This window comes from Streptomyces sp. NPDC051913 (assembly GCF_044593635.1).
Lineage (GTDB): Bacteria > Actinomycetota > Actinomycetes > Streptomycetales > Streptomycetaceae > Streptomyces.
In genome coordinates this window covers 49252-67116 of record NZ_JBIUCI010000026.1, presented here as the reverse complement: position 1 = coordinate 67116, position 17865 = coordinate 49252, and the positions used below count along the sequence as shown (strand labels likewise).

Annotated in this window: 18 protein-coding genes and 3 tRNA genes; 11 read left to right on the top strand and 10 right to left on the bottom strand. The window is 68.8% G+C overall.

Translation table 11 applies throughout. From position 1 onward, the window contains the following. Positions 1-67: 67 nt before the first annotated feature. Together ACIHIX_RS43865 and ACIHIX_RS43860 are read left to right on the top strand one after the other, a co-directional pair. Positions 68-142: transfer RNA gene (locus ACIHIX_RS43865), tRNA-Asp, on the top strand. A gap of 344 nt (positions 143-486) precedes the next feature. After that, positions 487-678 (top strand): DUF6274 family protein, encoded by a 192-nt coding sequence (locus ACIHIX_RS43860; protein ID WP_399966213.1) that lies wholly within the window; start codon positions 487-489, stop codon positions 676-678. Positions 679-1137: 459 nt separating this feature from the next. On the opposite strand, the gene bldC is transcribed toward ACIHIX_RS43860, so the two are convergent. Together bldC and ACIHIX_RS43850 are read right to left on the bottom strand one after the other, a co-directional pair. Next, positions 1138-1344 carry a developmental transcriptional regulator BldC gene (gene bldC / locus ACIHIX_RS43855; protein WP_003949541.1) on the bottom strand — a complete coding sequence of 69 codons (207 nt, stop codon included), beginning with the start codon at positions 1342-1344 and terminating at the stop codon, positions 1138-1140. A 525-nt stretch (positions 1345-1869) separates the two neighbouring features. Continuing rightward, entirely contained in the window at positions 1870-2712 is an 843-nt protein-coding gene (locus ACIHIX_RS43850) for a hypothetical protein (RefSeq protein ID WP_399966212.1), read from the bottom strand. Between the two features lie 222 nt (positions 2713-2934). On the opposite strand from ACIHIX_RS43850, the gene ACIHIX_RS43845 reads away from it, so the two are divergent. Both ACIHIX_RS43845 and ACIHIX_RS43840 read left to right on the top strand, forming a co-directional pair. Further along, complete coding sequence (locus tag ACIHIX_RS43845; protein ID WP_399966210.1) at positions 2935-4032, top strand: Leu/Phe/Val dehydrogenase; 1098 nt, start codon at positions 2935-2937, stop codon at positions 4030-4032. A 294-nt stretch (positions 4033-4326) separates the two neighbouring features. Further along, complete coding sequence (locus ACIHIX_RS43840; protein ID WP_399966209.1) at positions 4327-4584, top strand: DUF3073 domain-containing protein; 258 nt, start codon at positions 4327-4329, stop codon at positions 4582-4584. An 81-nt stretch (positions 4585-4665) separates the two neighbouring features. On the opposite strand, the gene purM is transcribed toward ACIHIX_RS43840, so the two are convergent. The 5 genes from purM to ACIHIX_RS43815 all read right to left on the bottom strand — a co-directional run bounded on the left by purM (position 4666) and on the right by ACIHIX_RS43815 (position 9634). Next, entirely contained in the window at positions 4666-5733 is a 1068-nt protein-coding gene (purM, locus tag ACIHIX_RS43835) for a phosphoribosylformylglycinamidine cyclo-ligase (protein ID WP_399966208.1), read from the bottom strand. Between the two features lie 33 nt (positions 5734-5766). Next, positions 5767-7296 (bottom strand): amidophosphoribosyltransferase, encoded by a 1530-nt coding sequence (gene purF, locus ACIHIX_RS43830; protein ID WP_399966207.1) that lies wholly within the window; start codon positions 7294-7296, stop codon positions 5767-5769. A 61-nt stretch (positions 7297-7357) separates the two neighbouring features. Next, positions 7358-8116 carry an META domain-containing protein gene (locus tag ACIHIX_RS43825; RefSeq protein WP_399966206.1) on the bottom strand — a complete coding sequence of 253 codons (759 nt, stop codon included), beginning with the start codon at positions 8114-8116 and terminating at the stop codon, positions 7358-7360. A gap of 62 nt (positions 8117-8178) precedes the next feature. Continuing rightward, the gene (locus ACIHIX_RS43820; protein ID WP_399966204.1) at positions 8179-8976 is read right to left on the bottom strand and encodes a sterol carrier family protein; all 798 of its coding nucleotides are present in this window, start codon (positions 8974-8976) and stop codon (positions 8179-8181) included. A gap of 10 nt (positions 8977-8986) precedes the next feature. Further along, the gene (locus ACIHIX_RS43815) at positions 8987-9634 is read right to left on the bottom strand and encodes a TetR/AcrR family transcriptional regulator (protein WP_399966203.1); all 648 of its coding nucleotides are present in this window, start codon (positions 9632-9634) and stop codon (positions 8987-8989) included. A 94-nt stretch (positions 9635-9728) separates the two neighbouring features. Between ACIHIX_RS43815 and ACIHIX_RS43810 the strand changes: the two genes are divergently transcribed. Further along, positions 9729-11162, top strand: coding sequence for an MFS transporter (locus tag ACIHIX_RS43810; protein ID WP_399966202.1), 1434 nt, complete (start codon positions 9729-9731; stop codon positions 11160-11162). A 71-nt stretch (positions 11163-11233) separates the two neighbouring features. Next, complete coding sequence (locus ACIHIX_RS43805) at positions 11234-11818, top strand: Uma2 family endonuclease (RefSeq protein WP_399966201.1); 585 nt, start codon at positions 11234-11236, stop codon at positions 11816-11818. 71 nt (positions 11819-11889) lie between these two features. Here the strand turns inward: ACIHIX_RS43805 and purL are convergent, their stop codons facing one another. From purL to purS, 3 genes are read right to left on the bottom strand one after another with little or no spacing between them, the layout of a single operon-like run. Beyond that, on the bottom strand, positions 11890-14148 hold the full coding sequence (gene purL, locus ACIHIX_RS43800; RefSeq protein ID WP_399966200.1) for a phosphoribosylformylglycinamidine synthase subunit PurL: 2259 nt from the start codon (positions 14146-14148) through the stop codon (positions 11890-11892). Continuing rightward, positions 14145-14825, bottom strand: coding sequence for a phosphoribosylformylglycinamidine synthase subunit PurQ (purQ, locus tag ACIHIX_RS43795; RefSeq protein ID WP_399966199.1), 681 nt, complete (start codon positions 14823-14825; stop codon positions 14145-14147). Before purQ ends, purL begins: the two co-directional genes overlap by 4 nt. Further along, entirely contained in the window at positions 14822-15085 is a 264-nt protein-coding gene (purS, locus tag ACIHIX_RS43790; protein WP_015659417.1) for a phosphoribosylformylglycinamidine synthase subunit PurS, read from the bottom strand. The genes purQ and purS overlap by 4 nt, the downstream gene beginning before the upstream one ends. 268 nt (positions 15086-15353) lie before the next feature. Between purS and ACIHIX_RS43785 the strand changes: the two genes are divergently transcribed. The 5 genes from ACIHIX_RS43785 (at position 15354) to ACIHIX_RS43765 (ending at position 17859) form a co-directional block, all read left to right on the top strand. Then, positions 15354-15671 (top strand): Lsr2 family protein, encoded by a 318-nt coding sequence (locus ACIHIX_RS43785; RefSeq protein ID WP_399966198.1) that lies wholly within the window; start codon positions 15354-15356, stop codon positions 15669-15671. Between the two features lie 123 nt (positions 15672-15794). Further along, a tRNA-Gly gene (locus tag ACIHIX_RS43780) sits at positions 15795-15866 on the top strand. A 79-nt stretch (positions 15867-15945) separates the two neighbouring features. Beyond that, positions 15946-16021, top strand: a tRNA-Gly gene (locus ACIHIX_RS43775). A gap of 138 nt (positions 16022-16159) precedes the next feature. Further along, positions 16160-17083, top strand: coding sequence for an ABC transporter ATP-binding protein (locus ACIHIX_RS43770; RefSeq protein WP_399966197.1), 924 nt, complete (start codon positions 16160-16162; stop codon positions 17081-17083). After that, entirely contained in the window at positions 17080-17859 is a 780-nt protein-coding gene (locus tag ACIHIX_RS43765; RefSeq protein ID WP_399966196.1) for an ABC transporter permease, read from the top strand. Before ACIHIX_RS43770 ends, ACIHIX_RS43765 begins: the two co-directional genes overlap by 4 nt. The last annotated feature ends 6 nt before the right edge of the window (positions 17860-17865 follow it).

The following is a 17865-nucleotide window of genomic DNA, read 5'->3' as shown; positions in this document are numbered from 1 at the left end:
CAGCGCCCTCACCCTCCTGTACAGTCCTGTCTCGCAGCGCAACGCAGGAACAAGCGCCGCGAAACCTGGTCCTGTGGAGCAGTTTGGAGTGCTCGCCACCCTGTCAAGGTGGAGGCCGCGGGTTCAAATCCCGTCAGGACCGCAGTGAGAAGCAAGGCCCGCACCCTTCGGGGAACGCGGGCCTTCTTCATGCTCGCCTCACACTCCAAGCCGACTCGCCACCCGGTCAAGATGGAGGCCGCGCCCGCGGCGCAGCCGCAATCGGGTACAGCAAATCCCGTCAGGACCGCAGTGAGAGGCTCGGATCTTCGGATCCGGGCCTCTTTTCGTGCGTCGACCATCGGATCCGGGGTCTTTTGGAGCGTCGACCAGGTGGACGTCTCCCCACGCAGCCCCCCAAGTCGCCTCACGCCGTCTTGACGGCGTCACATTCGGTCGGTACCCAGAAACCAGGGCCCGTTCCCCGTGCGGCCCTGGAGGTGGCGTATGGCGGCTTCGGTCAGGCACGAGACGCGGGCGTTGCTCCGTGCCCATCTGGCGGCCGCTTCCTCCTATCGACATCTGACGCGCCACTGCCCGATCTGCCATCAGCTGCTGCGACTGGCCATGGACTCCCCACCGCGGGCCACGGAGCGGGCCGGTGAGCCGGCGGGGGACGAAAGTCCCGCCGACGCGTGACCGTCGGCGGCCCCAACGCCCGTACCACCGTGGGGCGGTGGAACGCGTGCCTCCTCTAGCGCACCCGAGTCAGACGCAACAAGGACTCTGGCATGTGACGGGTGTCACCGCATGAGTTTCTGAAACCGAGGTACTTACACCTCGCCTACAACTGGTCAATTTAATATGTGCAATTGCACCAGCTCGGAGGGCCACCCACAGGAGATCCGACACCCCTCCCCAGACTCCGACAAGCCCGCTCACAGGGGCCATGCGCAGGGGTCGCCGCACGCACAAAAAAGATCGCGCTGGACCCGGCGGAGTCCAGCGCGATCGACGACGCACCCTGTGAGGTTCTGGGATGAGCTCGGGCGAGGGTCCCGTTGGGGCGGAACCCGCGTCGCTTGGAGCTTTTGAAGCGTTGTCACGGGCGTATCGGCACGTTGGGGGACCTGCCGGTTTGCCCGTTATTCAGTTGGTTCAGGCCTCGCTGCGCTGCTGCGGGATGCCCGCGAGCAGTGCACGGACCTCCGCCTCGCGGTAGCGGCGGTGCCCGCCGAGCGTACGGATGGAAGTAAGCTTCCCGGCCTTCGCCCACCGCGTGACCGTCTTCGGGTCCACACGGAACATGGTGGCGACCTCAGCCGGGGTCAGCAGCGGCTCGGCATCAGGGGTGCGAGCGGTCATGAGCGGCCTCCTCGGGAGAACCGATCGTTCTCGGTTCTTTCCTCTAAATTCTGCACCTTGACCCGCGTTGCCCGAAATGGCGGACGCGAGTCGAGTCGGTTATAGGACGAACGGCTTGTCCTCGGCACTACAACTACACCATCTGTCCAGCCGCGTCGGCCAAACCGATGGAATTGCCCCCCAGGTGTTCATCGGCGACAGAGGCCGATGGACCATGCCATAGCGGACAGTCACGCCGCTGTGACGATCAGTCACAGAGCGATCAGGAGTCACCAGACCCCCCAAAGCGGAACCTCCCCCGGGCCCCTTGTCCTATTTTGGCATGAGGAGGGGGAAGAGACGCAAGAGCCAGGTACGTGCGGTCCATCACGCTTGACCGCACTTGAGCCTCAGTTGAGGCGAACGCCCGGATCGTGACGTACGTCCCATGTCGGGAGAGCCTCAAGGCACACAGGCAACTCAGTGCGAGGACAAAACCCCAAAACGAGCGTCACGTCAAACGTCCGTTCGTTATCTGAGCCGCGCTCAGTTCGCCGAGCGCCGGTCCCTGACCGCCCGCCAGCGCTCCACCAGACGCCCGTACGCCTCCCCCGCCGCCGCCCCGTCCCCCTGCCGCAGCGCCTCGATGCCCTCGGCCACGTCCGCCGCCGAGTGGTCGTCCTCCAGCTCGCCGGCCGGCAGTACGTGCACGAGGCCGCCGTAGTCCAGCTCCACCAGCGAGCGCGGATGGAACTCCTCCAGCCAACGCCCCACGTCCACCAGGCCGTCGATGAGCGGCCCCTCGTCGAGCGTGTCCTTGAGGGTCCGCAGGGCCCGCGCCACCCGCCGCCGCGCCTGCACCATCGGCGTCCGGTAGCGCAGCATCGGCGGGATGTCCCCCGACCCCTTGTCGAAGGACCGCTCCTCGTCCCCGACCAGCACGAACCAGTGCAGCGGCACCTGCCAGGTCGAGGAGCGGATCCAGGGGCGGGCGTCCGGGTTCCGGATCAGCCAGCGCTCGTAATCCTTGGCGGCCTGGAGCCGTACGACCTCCGGCAGCACCGCTTCCAGGACCGGCTTCGGCAGCTCCTCGGCCAGCTCCTCCAGCGCCTGCCAGCCGCGCAGCCGGGTCCGCCAGGGGCAGACGCAGACCACGCCGTCGACGTCCAGCACGAAGGCGTCGCTGCTCTCGTGCACCGGCACCGGGATCGGCGGGGTGGGCAGCAAGTCGGCCAGCGAGCGGCGCAGTTCGTCCTGGTACGAGGGACGGTCGGGGCGGCGGGCGTAGCGGGCCCAGTGGCCGCGTTCCGCCTCCGGGAAGGCGGCCAGCGGTTCGTACACGCGGAGATAGGTCGGGTACGGGACGACCACCGAGGACACCTTGGGCACGCCTGCTCCCTCCCCCGCCCACTGCCAGGAAAACCTGCGGAACCCGCTCACAAACGGGCGGGAAATCTATGCAAATCGTCGCACGGGGGTACTCCGTGGGTAGGTGATCCTGAGCACGGCGAGGTGGGCGGGTGCAGCCAGGCTCTAATCTCGTGCCCACAGCGCCCGCCACCCTTACGGGAGCTGGTCCCAACCGCCGCTACGCATCCAGGAGTCACCACAGTGACCGAAGTATCAGCCGGCGTCCTGCACACCCTGTTCCACTCGGACCAGGGCGGTCATGAGCAAGTCGTGCTCTGCCAGGACCGTGCCAGTGGCCTGAAGGCCGTCATCGCCCTCCACTCCACCGCGCTGGGCCCCGCACTCGGCGGCACGCGCTTCTACCCGTACGCGACCGAGGAGGAGGCCGTCGCCGACGCCCTGAACCTCGCGCGCGGGATGTCGTACAAGAACGCCATGGCCGGGCTCGACCACGGCGGCGGCAAGGCCGTGATCATCGGCGACCCGGACACGGTCAAGAGCGAGGAGCTGCTCCTCGCCTACGGTCGGTTCGTCGCCTCCCTGGGCGGTCGCTACGTCACGGCCTGCGACGTCGGCACGTACGTCGCCGACATGGACGTCGTCGCCCGTGAGTGCCGCTGGACGACCGGGCGTTCGCCGGAGAACGGCGGCGCGGGCGACTCCTCCGTGCTCACCGCGTTCGGCGTCTACCAGGGCATGCGGGCCTCCGCCCAGCATCTGTGGGGCGACCCCTCGCTGGCGGGACGCAAGGTCGGTATCGCGGGCGTCGGCAAGGTCGGCCACCACCTGGTGACCCACCTGCGCGAGGAGGGCGCCGAGGTCGTCATCACGGACGTGCGCGAGGAGGCCGTGGGCCGCATCCTCGCGGCGCATCCGACCGGCGTCACGGCCGTCGCCGACACCGCGACCCTGATCCGCGCCGAGGGCCTGGACATCTACGCCCCCTGCGCGCTGGGCGGCGCCCTGAACGACGACACCGTGCCGGCGCTGACGGCGAAGATCGTCTGCGGCGCGGCCAACAACCAGTTGGAGCACCCGGGCGTGGAGAAGGATCTCGCCGACCGCGGCATCCTCTACGCGCCGGACTACGTGGTGAACGCGGGCGGCGTCATCCAGGTCGCCGACGAGCTCCACGGCTTCGACTTCGACCGCTGCAAGGCCAAGGCGGCGAGGATCTACGACACCACGCTCGCCATATTCGCGCGTGCGAAGGCGGACGGCATCCCGCCGGCCGCCGCGGCCGACCGGATCGCCGAGCAGCGGATGCACGAGGCGGCGCTGGCGCGCAGGGCGCGCTGATCGTCGTGGCCGGGCCGTGAGCGGTACCCGCCGACGGGCACTTAGAGAGAACTCTCACGTTCGTCGGCGGGTCGGCCGCCAAGAAGTGGTTAAAATCGCGGTTGACCAGCGAGGACAGGGCACCTCGAGGGTTCTGGGGCCAGGCACGTCCTGCGGGCGACGTACCGTATGGGCGCGGGCTCAGGTACCGTGGAAGCCCTACGGACCGGTCTCTCCACGGAGAGCCCGTTCCAGATCATGAACGCGTGTCAAGACTCTGGGGCCACCGAGCCCCGTATCCGAGGGGGTCGAGCCATGGGGCGCGGCCGGGCAAAGGCCAAGCAGACGAAGGTCGCCCGCCAGCTGAAGTACAGCAGCGGCGGGACTGACCTGTCGCGTCTGGCCAATGAGCTGGGCGCTTCGACTTCGAGCCAGCCGCCGAATGGCGAGCCGTTCGAGGACGACGAGGACGAAGACGACCCGTACTCCCAGTACGCGGATCTCTACAACGACGACGATGAGGACGAGGACGACCAGTCCGGTCCGTCGTCGCAGCAACGCCGCGGCGCTTGACGCTCCAGCTGTGCTTCACCCGGTCCGATGTGGTCCACACCACCGGACCGGGTTTTGCGCTGCCTGTCGGCGTCCTGACTGTCAGACGGCGTAGTCGCCGACCAGTTCCGCACCCGTGGTGTGGTCACCGCGGTCGGTGATCTCGCCCGCGATCCATGCCTCGACCCCACGATCGGCCAGGGTGGTGAGCGCCACGTCCGCCGATTCCTCGGGGACGATGGCGATCATGCCCACGCCCATGTTCAGGGTCTTCTCCAGCTCCAGCCGCTCGACCGAGCCGGTCCTGCCGACGAGGTCGAAGATCGGGGCCGGGGTCCAGGTGGAGCGGTCGACGATCGCGTGCAGGTCGTCGGGGATGACGCGGGCCAGGTTGGCGGCGAGGCCACCACCGGTGACGTGCGAGTAGGCGTGCACGTCGGTGGTCCGCGTCAGTGCCAGGCAGTCCAGCGAGTAGATCTTGGTGGGCTCCAGGAGCTCCTCGCCGAGGGTGCGGCCCAGCTCGTCGATCCGCGCGTCCAGGGGCAGGCCCGCCTGGTTCAGCAGGACGTGCCGGACGAGCGAGTACCCGTTCGAGTGAAGACCGGAGGCCGCCATGGCGATCACCGCGTCACCCGTACGGATGCGATCCGGGCCGAGGAGCCGGTCGGCCTCCACGACGCCCGTACCGGCGCCGGCGACGTCGAAGTCGTCCGGGCCCAGCAGACCGGGGTGCTCGGCCGTCTCGCCGCCGACCAGGGCGCAGCCGGCCAGGACACAGCCCTCGGCGATGCCCTTGACGATCGCGGCGACCCGCTCGGGGTGGACCTTGCCGACGCAGATGTAGTCGGTCATGAACAGCGGCTCGGCGCCGCACACCACGATGTCGTCCATGACCATCGCGACCAGGTCGTGGCCGATGGTGTCGTAGACGCCCAGCTGACGGGCGATGTCCACCTTCGTGCCCACGCCGTCCGTTGCGGAGGCGAGGAGGGGACGCTCGTAGTTCTTGAGGGCGGAGGCGTCGAAGAGACCGGCGAAACCGCCGAGGCCGCCGAGGACCTCGGGGCGCTGGGTCTTCTTCACCCACTCCTTCATCAGCTCTACGGCGCGGTCACCCGCTTCGATGTCGACGCCCGCGGCTGCGTAGCTGGCACCAGTTGTCTCAGACATGACGGTGAGAACTTTCGTGTCGTACTGCAGGGCTTACGGGCGACGGATCGCGTCGGCCGCCGCCGTGGCTGCCGGACCGGCGGCCAGTTCGGTCTCCAGGAGCTGCTTGCCGAGCAGCTCGGGGTCCGGGAGCTCCATCGGGTACTCGCCGTCGAAGCAGGCGCGGCACAGGTTCGGCTTGGCGATGGTGGTCGCCTCGATCATGCCGTCGATGGAGATGTACGCCAGCGAGTCGGCGCCCAGCGAGGTGCCGATCTCGTCGATGGTCATGCCGTTGGCGATGAGCTCGGCGCGGGTCGCGAAGTCGATGCCGAAGAAGCAGGGCCACTTCACTGGCGGCGAGGAGATCCGGATGTGGACCTCGGCGGCGCCCGCCTCACGGAGCATCCGCACCAGCGCCCGCTGGGTGTTGCCGCGCACGATCGAGTCGTCGACGACGACCAGGCGCTTGCCCTTGATGACTTCCTTCAGCGGGTTCAGCTTGAGGCGGATACCGAGCTGCCGGATGGTCTGGGAGGGCTGGATGAACGTACGGCCGACGTACGCGTTCTTGACCAGGCCGGCGCCGAACGGGATGCCGGACGCCTCCGCGTAGCCGATGGCGGCCGGGGTGCCGGACTCCGGAGTCGCTATGACCAGGTCGGCTTCGACCGGGGCTTCCTTGGCCAGCTTGCGGCCCATCTCCACACGGGAGAGGTACACGTTGCGGCCGGCGATGTCGGTGTCGGGGCGGGCGAGGTACACGTACTCGAAGACACAGCCCTTGGGCTTCGCTTCCGCGAATCGGGAGCTGCGCAGACCGTTCTCGTCGATGGCGATGAACTCGCCCGGCTCGATCTCACGGACGAAGCTCGCGCCGCAGATGTCGAGGGCGGCGCCCTCGGACGCGACGACCCAGCCGCGCTCCAGACGGCCGAGGACCAGCGGGCGGATGCCCTGCGGGTCGCGGGCGGCGTAGAGCGTGTGCTCGTCCATGAAGACGAGGGAGAAGGCGCCTCGGACCTGCGGGAGGACCTTCGAGGAGGCCTCCTCGATGGTCAGCGGCTTGCCGTCCTCGTCGACCTGGGCCGCGAGGAGCGCGGTGAGCAGGTCGGTGTCGTTGGTGGCCGCGACGCGGGTCGAGCGGCCGTTGGTGTCCTTGGGGAGGTCGGCGACCATCTCGGCGAGCTGCGCCGTGTTGACCAGGTTGCCGTTGTGGCCGAGCGCGATCGAGCCGTGCGCCGTGGCACGGAACGTCGGCTGGGCGTTCTCCCACACGGAGGCACCGGTGGTCGAGTAGCGGGCGTGACCGACCGCGATATGACCCTGGAGCGAACCGAGAGAGGTCTCGTCGAAGACCTGGGAAACGAGGCCCATGTCCTTGAAGACGAGGATCTGGGAGCCGTTGCTGACCGCGATACCCGCGGATTCCTGGCCCCGATGCTGGAGGGCGTAGAGCCCGAAGTAAGTGAGCTTGGCGACCTCTTCACCCGGAGCCCAGACACCGAAGACGCCACACGCGTCCTGGGGGCCTTTCTCGCCGGGGAGCAGATCATGATTGAGTCGACCGTCACCACGTGGCACGTCCCCGAGTGTAGGCGAGGTCGACCACTGGTCCGAATTGGGGATACGGACCTTTAAGGGATCACTCGGCCGCGACCGCGTTGGTGGTTTTTCCGTTTTCGCTGGTCAGCGTGAGGGCGCGATGATCCAGTTCGTACTTCACCGTGCTGTCGAAGAGGCCCAGGAGGGCCTTCTCCGTCTTCATGAGTGAGGTGTCGCACACCATTCGGGTGGTGGCGGGAGCGCCCAGGGTGATATGTCCGTCGCGGACCGTGGCAGTCGCCGTCACCTTGTTGCAGCCGAGGCTGCCGGTCACCTTCCCGGTCTTCTCGTCGAAGCTGAGGTGGGCCTCACCGGTGGGAGCGGGCGAGGTGATGTCCCATCGGGTGCCGTGGAGCGGGGCGTCCTTCTCCTCGGTCAGCCGGACCCTGTCGCCGTCGTCGGTGGTGAGCGTGAGCCGGTCGCCCGTGACGTCGGTCTTCAGGGCGCTGCTCGCGAGGGTGCGGGCGAGGGTCGTCTCGAAGGCCATGGGCCGTTCCTCGCAGGCCATCTCCGTGGTCGTGGTGTCGCTGAGCCGGAGAGCGCCGTCCTCGAAGGCGACCTTGGCGGTGAAGTGGTTGCAGCCGTAGTTGCCGGCCGCCTTGCCGTCCTCGATCGTCACGTTCGCCCCGGTGGGGGCCCGGTGGGTGGTGCCGTCGACGGTGACGCTGTCGACGCTCCAGTGGACGCCGGTGACGGATCGCTCGGCGCTGACCGAACCGCCGTCGGCCTGCTCGGTTCCGCAGGCCGCGGCGAGCGGGAGGACGGTCAGGACGGCGAGGGTGATTCGCTGTGTGTCCATGCCGCTGGGACGGGTGGGGCGGGAAGCCGGTTCCACCGACACCCCCTGCCCGCCGTCCCCGGTCAGCCCATCAGGGGAAGGAGTCCGGCCAGGTCCGCCCGCTCCCCGCTCGCGCTCACCTTCGCCTCCTCGACGGCGTCCTTCCAGGTCAGCCGCCCGGTCGCGAGCCGGATCCAGGTCAGTGGGTCGGTCTCGACGACGCTGGGCGGGGTGCCGCGGGTGTGCCGGGGCCCCTCGACGCACTGGACCACCGCGAACGGCGGCACCCGCACCTCGGTCGAGCCGCCGGGGGCCTTCGCGGCGAGGGCGTCGGCGAGGAGGCGGGTGCAGGCGGCCAAAGCCTGGCGGTCGTGGGGGATGTCGAGGCCGGGGACGGCGGCGTTCAGGTCGTCGGTGTGGACGACGAGTTCGACGGTCCGGGTGACCAGGTAGTCGGCGAGGGTCATGGCGCCGGTGCGGCTGCCGATGAGGCGGTCGTCGGGAGCCCGGTCGAGGCTCTCGGTGAAGCGTTCCCCGGTGCGGGTGTAGAGGGCGTCGAGGTCGGGGTGGGCGGCGGCGAGCTCCTGGGTGCCGTCCGAGATGTCCTCGGCGCGGCCGGCGGTGGTGGCGGGCCAGTCCAGGAGGGCGAGCGTGCGCCTCGGCGGTTCCTCGGCCTCCAGGGCGCGGCTGATGGCTCCGACGGCCATGGTGACGTGGGCGGCGAGGTCGCGGACGGTCCAGTCGCCGAGCCGGGTGGGGGCGGCGAGCTGTTCCGGGGTGAGGGTGCCGACGGCTTGGCGTACGTGCCCGAACTGGGTGAGCACCGCGGTGCGGATCCTGGCGGGGTCGTAGCTGCGGGTGCGCTTCTTGGCCGGTGGCATGGGGGCCAGCCTAGGCCTGTCCGACGGCGTACCCGGCAAGGCCGCCCTCCACCAACGCGAAGGCCCGCTCGGCCCGTTCGGCGGCGTCGGCGGCGACCTCCTCGACGCTCTCGCCGGCGTCGATGCGCAGATGGTGCTCCTCGACCAGGACCTGGCGGACGGTGGTGAGCGTGGCGGCCACGATCAGCGACGAGGTCCGTTCACCGGTCTCCTCGATGAGCAGGTCGGCGAGTTCGCGGGCGCCCTTCTCGGCCGTCAGGTAGGCCCTCTCGCGGAGCACCGGTGTCGCCAGGATGACCGAGCGGATGCGGCGGGCGAAGGGCTCGGCGTTGAGGCCGACCGAGGGGTCGCGGGCCTCGATCATCTCCAGGAACTGCCGGCGTACGGCCTCCAACGCGGACTCGCCGGGCGGGCGCTCGCGCACCGCGCGCGCCGGGTCGGAGAAGTGCTCCTCCATCGGCTTGAAGACCAAGTCCTCTTTCGTACCGAAGTAGTTGAAGACGGTCATCTTGGAGACCTCGGAGGCGTCGGCGATCTCCTGCACGGAGACCGCGTCGAAGCCCTTCTCGTCGAACAGGGCCACCGCGGTCCGGTAGATCCGTATCGCCGTCTGAAGCTTCTTGCGCTCGCGCAGCCCCATGCCCTCAGCAAAAGCCATGGCGGCACCCTACCAAGCATCGCTGTACCAGGATGAAATTTGATCCGAGATAAAACATTGACTCGGTACACAATCCTCGGGCATGGTGCTGCCCATGACCGAAACCCAGCGCAAGATCGGCTTCCTCGTCTGCCTCGCCACGATCGTGCTGGCCGTCCTGGACATGCAGATCGTGTCCGCGGCGACCGTCCCGATCGTCCGGGACCTCGACCCCGCGCACGGCATCGACAAGATCCCGTGGCTGGTCAGCGCCTTCTCGCTGGCCTCGGCCGCGGTGCTCCCGCTCTACGGCAAGCTCTGCGACACCCTCGGCGCCAAGCAGGTCTTCCTCGGGGCCGTCGGCACCTTCCTGTTCGGCTCGGCGCTGTGCGGCGCCGCCCAGTCGATCGGCCAGCTGATCGCCGCCCGGGCGGTGCAGGGCATCGGCGCCGGCGGCCTGATGAGCGTGACGATGGTGGTGATCGCCCAGCTCAAGGACCCCGGCAAGGAGAAGGACAGCAAGGGCGCGGGCATGGGCGGCATCGTCGCGGGCGGCGGCATGGCACTCGGCCCGTGGATCGGCGGCGTGCTCTCCGACCACGCGAGCTGGCGGTGGATCTTCTACGTCAACCTGCCGATCGGCATCGCCGTCCTGATCGCCTCCGCACTCGCCCTGAAACTCCCCCGGCACACCGAGCGCCACCGCATCGACTTCCCCGGCGCGGCCCTCGCCGCCGCCTTCTCCACCACGCTGCTGCTGGTCACCGAATGGGGCGGCAAGGAGTACGACTGGACGTCACCGCAGGTCATAGGGCTGGCGCTGGCCTCCGCGGCCTCCCTCGCGCTCTTCCTGCGCCGCCAGAGCACCGCCGCCGAGCCGATCCTGCCGCTCTCCATGTTCCGGGTCCCGGAACTTCGCTGGGGCTTCGCCATCCAGGGGCTCGTCGGCGCGGCCATGGTCGGCTCGATGTACTACGTGATGGTCTATCTCCAGGTCGTCCGGGGCATCGCGAGCTCCTCGGCGGGGCTGTATCTCCTCCCCATGGCCATCGGTATGACCGTCGTCGGCATCGTCACAGGCAAGCTCACCGAACGCGGCTGGTCCGAGCGGACGTTCGTGGTCACGGGGTCCGCCGTCACCGCCGTGGCCTTCCTCCTCCTGGCCACCACCGGAACCGACACCTCGCTGTGGTGGCTGCGCGCCGAACTGCTCCTCGTCGGCGCCGGGTTCGGTCAGCTGATCGGCCAGCTCATCCAGCTGGTGCAGGACGCGGCACCCCGCCACCAGCTCGGGGTCGCCACCACCGGCATCCGCTTCTTCCAGACCCTCGGCACGGCCCTGGGCGCGGCCCTGTTCGGCACCCTGATCAGCAGGCTGAGCGACGGCACGGACATGACGTCGTACGTCTCCGCCATGGACACGGTGTTCCTGTGCGGGGCGGCACTGATGGGGCTCGGGGTGGCGCTGGCGCTGCGGTTGCCGAAGGCGGGGGCCTCGTCCTCAGAGCCCGTCCCCGCTCGACGTGGGGACGATCACTCGTACGTGTGATCGGCTGCGAAAGCCGCCCCGCAGCGCCGGGCCCCGGACAACACTGGCTTCCGCCTGGAAGGGGGTGCAACATGACGGTTATGGCCGAGCGCACGTCTCAGATGTCGGTGGTGGAGTTCGAAACGATCGCCTCCGCCGCTCCCGAGACCGTCACGTTGGAGTTCATCAACGGACGGATCGGAGTCAAGAAGGTGGCAGACGGAGACCACAACGCCATCGTCTCCTGGCTGGCCCGGCGCTGTATGCAGGCCAGGCCCGACCTAGACCTGATTTACGGCCAAGGGCTCCGGGTGGAGGCGTACCGGGAAGGCAGGGCGAAACCGGACGCAGTGCTCGCGCCCGAGGCCCACTTCGCGGGACAGGGTGAGTGGGCCGACCCGGACGGCGCGCTCATGGTCGTCGAGGTCACCTCGTACGACTCGGACACCGACCGGCGGGATCGGCACGAGAAGCCGACTGCGTACGGGCAGGCCGGGATCCCCCTGTACCTCCTGATCGACCGGGACTCCTGCACGGTCACGGTGCACAGCAACCCGAACCGGCAGGTCGGCGGCTACCGCAGCACCCAGACCTCGAAGTTCGGCGAGAAGGTGTCCGTACCCGGCCCCATGAACATCGAGTTGGACACGGAGATCCTCAAGAACTACGTCCGCTGAACGCCCGACAAGCAGAGAAGGCCCCGCCCGGAAACGTGATCCGGGCGGGGCCTTCACCGTCGTACCACTGCCTACGCGAGCAGCGCCGGGATCGTCTCCTCGTGCGCCTTCCTCAGCTCCTCCAGGGTGAGCGCGAACTCGCCCTGGATGTCGACGGTCTCGCCGTCCACGACACCGATGCGGGTGACCGGCAGGCCCCGCGCACCGCACATGTCGTTGAAGCGGACCTCCTCGGAGCGCGGCACGGCCACGACCGCGCGGCCCGCCGACTCGGAGAAGAGGAAGGTGAAGGCGTCCAGCCCGTCCGGTACGACCAGACGCGCGCCCTTGCCACCGAGCAGCGCCGACTCCACGACCGCCTGGACCAGACCGCCGTCGGACAGGTCGTGCGCGGAGTCGATCATGCCGTCGCGGGAGGCGGAGATCAGGATCTCCGCGAGGAGGCGCTCCCGCTCCAGGTCCACCTTCGGGGGCAGACCGCCCAGGTGGTCGTGGACGACCTGCGACCACGCCGAGCCGCCGAACTCCTCGCGGGTGTCGCCGAGGAGGTAGAGCAGCTGCCCCTCCTCCTGGAAGGCGACGGGCGTGCGCCGGGCGACGTCGTCGATGACACCGAGCACCGCGACCACGGGCGTCGGGTGGATGGCGACCTCGCCGGTCTGGTTGTAGAGCGAGACGTTGCCGCCGGTCACCGGGGTGCCCAACTGCTGGCAGGCGTCGGCCAGTCCACGGATGGCCTCGGCGAACTGCCACATGACGGCCGGGTCCTCGGGCGAGCCGAAGTTCAGGCAGTCGGAGACGGCGAGCGGCTTGGCGCCGGTCGTCGCCACATTGCGGTAGGCCTCCGAGAGGGCCAACTGCGCGCCCGCGTAGGGGTCCAGCTTCGCGTAACGGCCGTTGCCGTCCGTCGCGATGGCGACGCCGAGGCCGGTCTCCTCGTCGATGCGGATCATGCCCGAGTCCTCGGGCTGGGCCAGCACCGTGTTGCCCTGCACGAAGTGGTCGTACTGGGACGTGATCCACTTCTTGGATGCCTGGTTCGGGGACGACACGAGCTTCAGGACCTGCTGCTTCAGCTCGTCCGAAGTCGCGGGTCGGGGAAGCTTGTTGGCGTCATCGGCCTGGAGCTCGTCCTGCCAGGACGGGCGGGCGTACGGGCGCTCGTAGACCGGGCCGTCGTGCGCGACCGTGCGCGGGTCGACATCGACGATCTTGCCGCCGTGCCAGAAGATCTCGAGGCGGTCGCCGTCCGTGACCTCACCGATCACCGTGGCGATGACGTCCCACTTGTCGCAGATCTCCAGGAACCGCTCGACCTTCGCCGGCTCCACGACCGCGCACATGCGTTCCTGCGACTCGCTCATGAGGATTTCCTCGGGAGAGAGCGTCGAGTCGCGAAGGGGGACGTCGTCCAGCGTCACGCGCATGCCGCCCGAGCCGTTCGAGGCCAGCTCGGACGTCGCGCAGGACAGGCCCGCCGCACCCAGGTCCTGGATGCCGACGACCAGCTTCTCCTTGAAGGCCTCCAGGGTGCACTCGATGAGGAGCTTCTCCTGGAAGGGGTCGCCGACCTGGACGGCGGGACGCTTCGAGGGCTTGGCGTCGTCGAAGGTCTCGGAGGCCAGGATGGAGGCGCCGCCGATGCCGTCGCCGCCGGTCCGGGCCCCGTACAGGATGACCTTGTTGCCCGCGCCGGACGCCTTCGCGAGGTGGATGTCCTCGTGCCGCATGACGCCGATGGCACCGGCGTTGACCAGCGGGTTGCCCTGGTAGCAGGCGTCGAAGACGACCTCGCCGCCGATGTTGGGCAGGCCAAGGCAGTTGCCGTAACCGCCGATACCGGCGACGACGCCCGGCAGGACGCGCTTGGTGTCGGGGTGGTCGGCCGCGCCGAAGCGCAGCGGGTCGACCACGGCCACCGGCCGGGCGCCCATCGCGATGATGTCGCGGACGATGCCGCCCACGCCCGTGGCCGCGCCCTGGTAAGGCTCGACGTAGGAGGGGTGGTTGTGCGACTCGACCTTGAAGGTGACCGCGTAGCCCTGGCCGACGTCCACGACACCGGCGTTCTCACCGATGCCGACGAGCAGCGCGTCGGACTGCGGGGCCTTCTCGCCGAACTGGCGGAGGTGGACCTTGGAGGACTTGTAGGAGCAGTGCTCGGACCACATGACCGAGTACATGGCGAGCTCGGCACCGGTGGGCCGGCGGCCGAGGATCTCCACGACCCGCTCGTACTCGTCCTTCTTCAGACCGAGTTCGGCCCAGGGCAGCTCGACGTCGGGGGTCGCGGCCGCGTGCTCGACCGTGTCCAGAGGCGTCCGGCTCATGCGTTGACCAGCTTCTTGAGGATCGAGGTGAAGAACGGGAGGCCGTCGGTACGACCGGTGCCGATCAGCGGCTCGGTGGCGTGCTCCGGGTGCGGCATGAGGCCTACGACGTTCCCGGCCTCGTTGGTGATGCCGGCGATGTCGCGGAGGGAGCCGTTCGGGTTGAAGTCGACGTAACGGAACGCGACCCGGCCCTCGGCCTCCAGCTTGTCCAGCGTGTACTCGTCGGCGACGTACCGGCCGTCCATGTTCTTCAGCGGGATGTGGATCTCCTGGCCCGCCTCGTAGTCGACGGTCCACGCGGTGTCCGCGTTCTCCACCCGCAGCTTCTGGTCGCGGCAGATGAAGTGGAGGTGGTCGTTGCCGAGCATGCCGCCCGGGAGGAGGTGGGCCTCGGTGAGGATCTGGAAGCCGTTGCAGATACCGAGGACCGGAAGTCCTGCCTTGGCCTGCTCGATGACCGTCTCCATCACCGGCGAGAAGCGGGAGATGGCGCCGGCCCGCAGATAGTCGCCGTAGGAGAAACCACCCGGAAGGACGACCGCGTCCACCTGGTGGAGGTCCTTGTCCTTGTGCCAGAGAGCGACCGGTTCGGCGCCCGCGAGGCGGATCGCGCGCTGGGTGTCCCGGTCGTCGAGACTCCCCGGGAAAGTGACGACGCCAATACGAGCGGTCACTTCGCGGCCTCCGCGACTTCTTCCACCTTCACCGTGAAGTCCTCGATCACGGTGTTGGCGAGGAAGGATTCCGCAAGATCATGGATGCGGGCGAGGGCGGCCTCGTCGACCGGCCCGTCAACTTCCAGTTCGAAACGCTTTCCCTGGCGGACGTCCGAGATGCCTTCGAAACCCAGACGCGGCAGTGCGCGCTGCACCGCCTGGCCCTGGGGGTCGAGGATCTCCGGCTTGAGCATGACGTCGACTACGACGCGTGCCACTGGCACTCCCGGTGTGTGGTGCTGAGCAGGTTCCTTCAGACTACCCGCACAAAATTTCTACGCGCGTTGACTTGTAGGAAGCTACGTGACGGCTGTCACGATCCGGTATCGGGGCCGGTGTTCACCAAAATTTCCAGGAAAGATCCGCGATCGACACCCGATACCTATTGCGCTCGGACACGCCAAAGGATTTAGTCGGGCTTCACAATGCATTGTCGGGCACTGTACAAATGAATTGGCAAAGTGCCGTACGAAGGGACCGATATTCGTGGCGCAGAAGGTCGTGGTCACTCTCTTTGACGACATCGACGGCTCGGAAGCGGCGGAAACGATCGCCTTCGGACTCGACGGCAAGTCGTACGAGATCGACCTGAATCAGGTGAATGCCAAGAAACTGCGTAAGGCGCTCGAGCCCTACGTGGAGGCCGGCCGGAAGCGCTCGCGGTCCGGCAAGGCGTACAAGCAGACCGAGGTCGCTCCCGACCCGGCGGCGGTCCGCGCCTGGGCCCAGGCCAACAAGATGGACGTGCCCGCCCGCGGCCGTATCCCCAAGAAGGTCTACGAGGCGTTCGCCGAGGCGCAGTAGCCCCGTCGACGCCCGGTCACCCGCCCCCCGGGGCAACCGACTTGCGCTGCACCCCTCCTGGTCGGCTAGAGTCTGGAGCACGCCGAGGGGCGGGGACGGAAAAGCCCAGCCCACGGAGTACATGCGGGTGTAGTTCAGTAGCAGAACATCCCCCTTCCAGGGGGAAGGCGCAGTGTGCAATTCCTGTCACCCGCTCTGCATCGCCGGTCTGGTCCTCTTGTGGATCAGGTAGGATGGTGCTCGCGCCGATCAGTGAGAGCTGGTCGGAGGCAATGCGAACGTAGCTCAGTTGGTAGAGCGCAACCTTGCCAAGGTTGAGGTCGCGAGTTCGAACCTCGTCGTTCGCTCCAGATCAAAGCCCCCCGGCTTCAGTCGGGGGGCTTTCTTCATGCCCGGTCGGCATGCCTGGTCAGGCGTCTGACATTTGTCATGCCGAGTGATGACAGCGCGCACTGCCTCCGGTCCCGAAGCGCCGAGATGCTGGGGCCATGAACACGAACGTGATTGAGGTCACCGACCTGCGACGCGTCTACGGGGGCGGGTTCGAGGCGGTCCGCGGGATCAGCTTCTCCGTGGCCCGCGGCGAGGTCTTCGCGCTGCTCGGCACCAACGGGGCCGGCAAGACATCCACGGTCGAACTACTGGAAGGGCTCGCGCCACCGGCCGGGGGCCGGGTGCGGGTGCTCGGGCACGATCCGTACGTCGAGCGGGCCGTCGTACGGCCGCGGACAGGCGTGATGCTCCAGGAGGGCGGCTTTCCGTCCGAGCTCACCGTCGCCGAGACCGCCCGGATGTGGGCGGGGTGCGTGAGCGGGGCACGGCCGCCGGCCGAGGCGCTGGAACTGGTGGGGCTCGCGCGCCGGAGCGACGTACGGGTGAAGCAGTTGTCCGGGGGCGAACGGCGGCGGCTGGATCTCGCGCTCGCGCTGCTCGGACGGCCCGAGGTGCTGTTCCTGGACGAGCCGACGACCGGGCTCGACGCCGAAGGGCGCCGGGACACCTGGGAGTTGGTGCGGGCGCTGCGCGACGGCGGTACGACCGTGCTGCTCACCACGCACTATCTGGAGGAGGCCGAGGGCCTCGCCGACCGGCTCGCCATCCTGCACGAGGGGCGGATAGCGGTCACCGGGACGCCCGCCGAGGTGACCGCCGGGCAGCCCTCGCGGATCTCCTTCGAGCTGCCCGAGGGGTACTTCGTCGGCGATCTGCCGCCGCTCGGGGAACTGGGGGTGCTCTCCCACGAGGTCGACGGGCGGGTCGTACGGCTGCGGACGCGGGAGTTGCAGCGGGCGGCGACGGAAGTGCTGGTGTGGGCCTCGGGAGCCGGGGTCGAGCTGCGGGGGCTCGATGTGCGGTCCGCCTCGCTGGAGGAGGCGTTCCTGGGGATCGCGGCTCAGGAGGTCAGGGCATGAGCGCCGTGGTCGATCGGGTCGTGGTCGGTCGGGTGAAGGCCCTCGCGCGGGCCGAGCTGACGCTCTTCGGGCGCAGCAAGGGAATGATCGTCACCGCGGTGTTCGTGCCGCTGGTGCTGCCGTTGAGCGTGCGGGCCGCGGTCGAGGACATGGACCTGACGGGCACCGGGCTCAGCGTCGGGATGGTGCTGCTGCCGGGGGCGATCGGGTTCTCGCTGCTGTTCGCGGTGTACTCGGCGCTGGTCGGCGTCTTCGTCGGGCGGCGCGAGGAACTCGTCCTCAAGAGGCTGCGGACGGGAGAGCTGCGGGACGGCGAGATCCTCGCCGGGACCGCGCTGCCGGCCGTGACGACGGGGTTCGTGCAGTCCCTGGTGCTGGCCGCGGCCTGTACCGCGCTGCTCGATGTACCGGCTCCCAAGGCGCCGCAGCTCGCCGTCGTGGGCCTGCTGCTGGGGCTTGTGGTGTGCGCCCTGCTGGCCGCCGTCACCGCGGGCGTCACCAGGACCGTGGAGAGCGCCCAGGTCACGGCGTTGCCGCTGGTGATGGTCGCCATGGTGGGTTCGGGGGTCACCGTCCCCCTGGAGCTGATGCCGGACCGCATGGCGTCGCTGTGCGAGCTGCTGCCGCTCACGCCGGTGATCACGCTGATCCGCGGCGGCTGGACCGGCGAGCTGAGCGCGTACGGGACGATCGGGCCGGTGATGACCGCGCTGGCCTGGGCGGCGGCCGGGGTGTTTGCTGTAGGACGGTGGTTCCGGTGGGAGCCGAGGCGCTGAGGTACG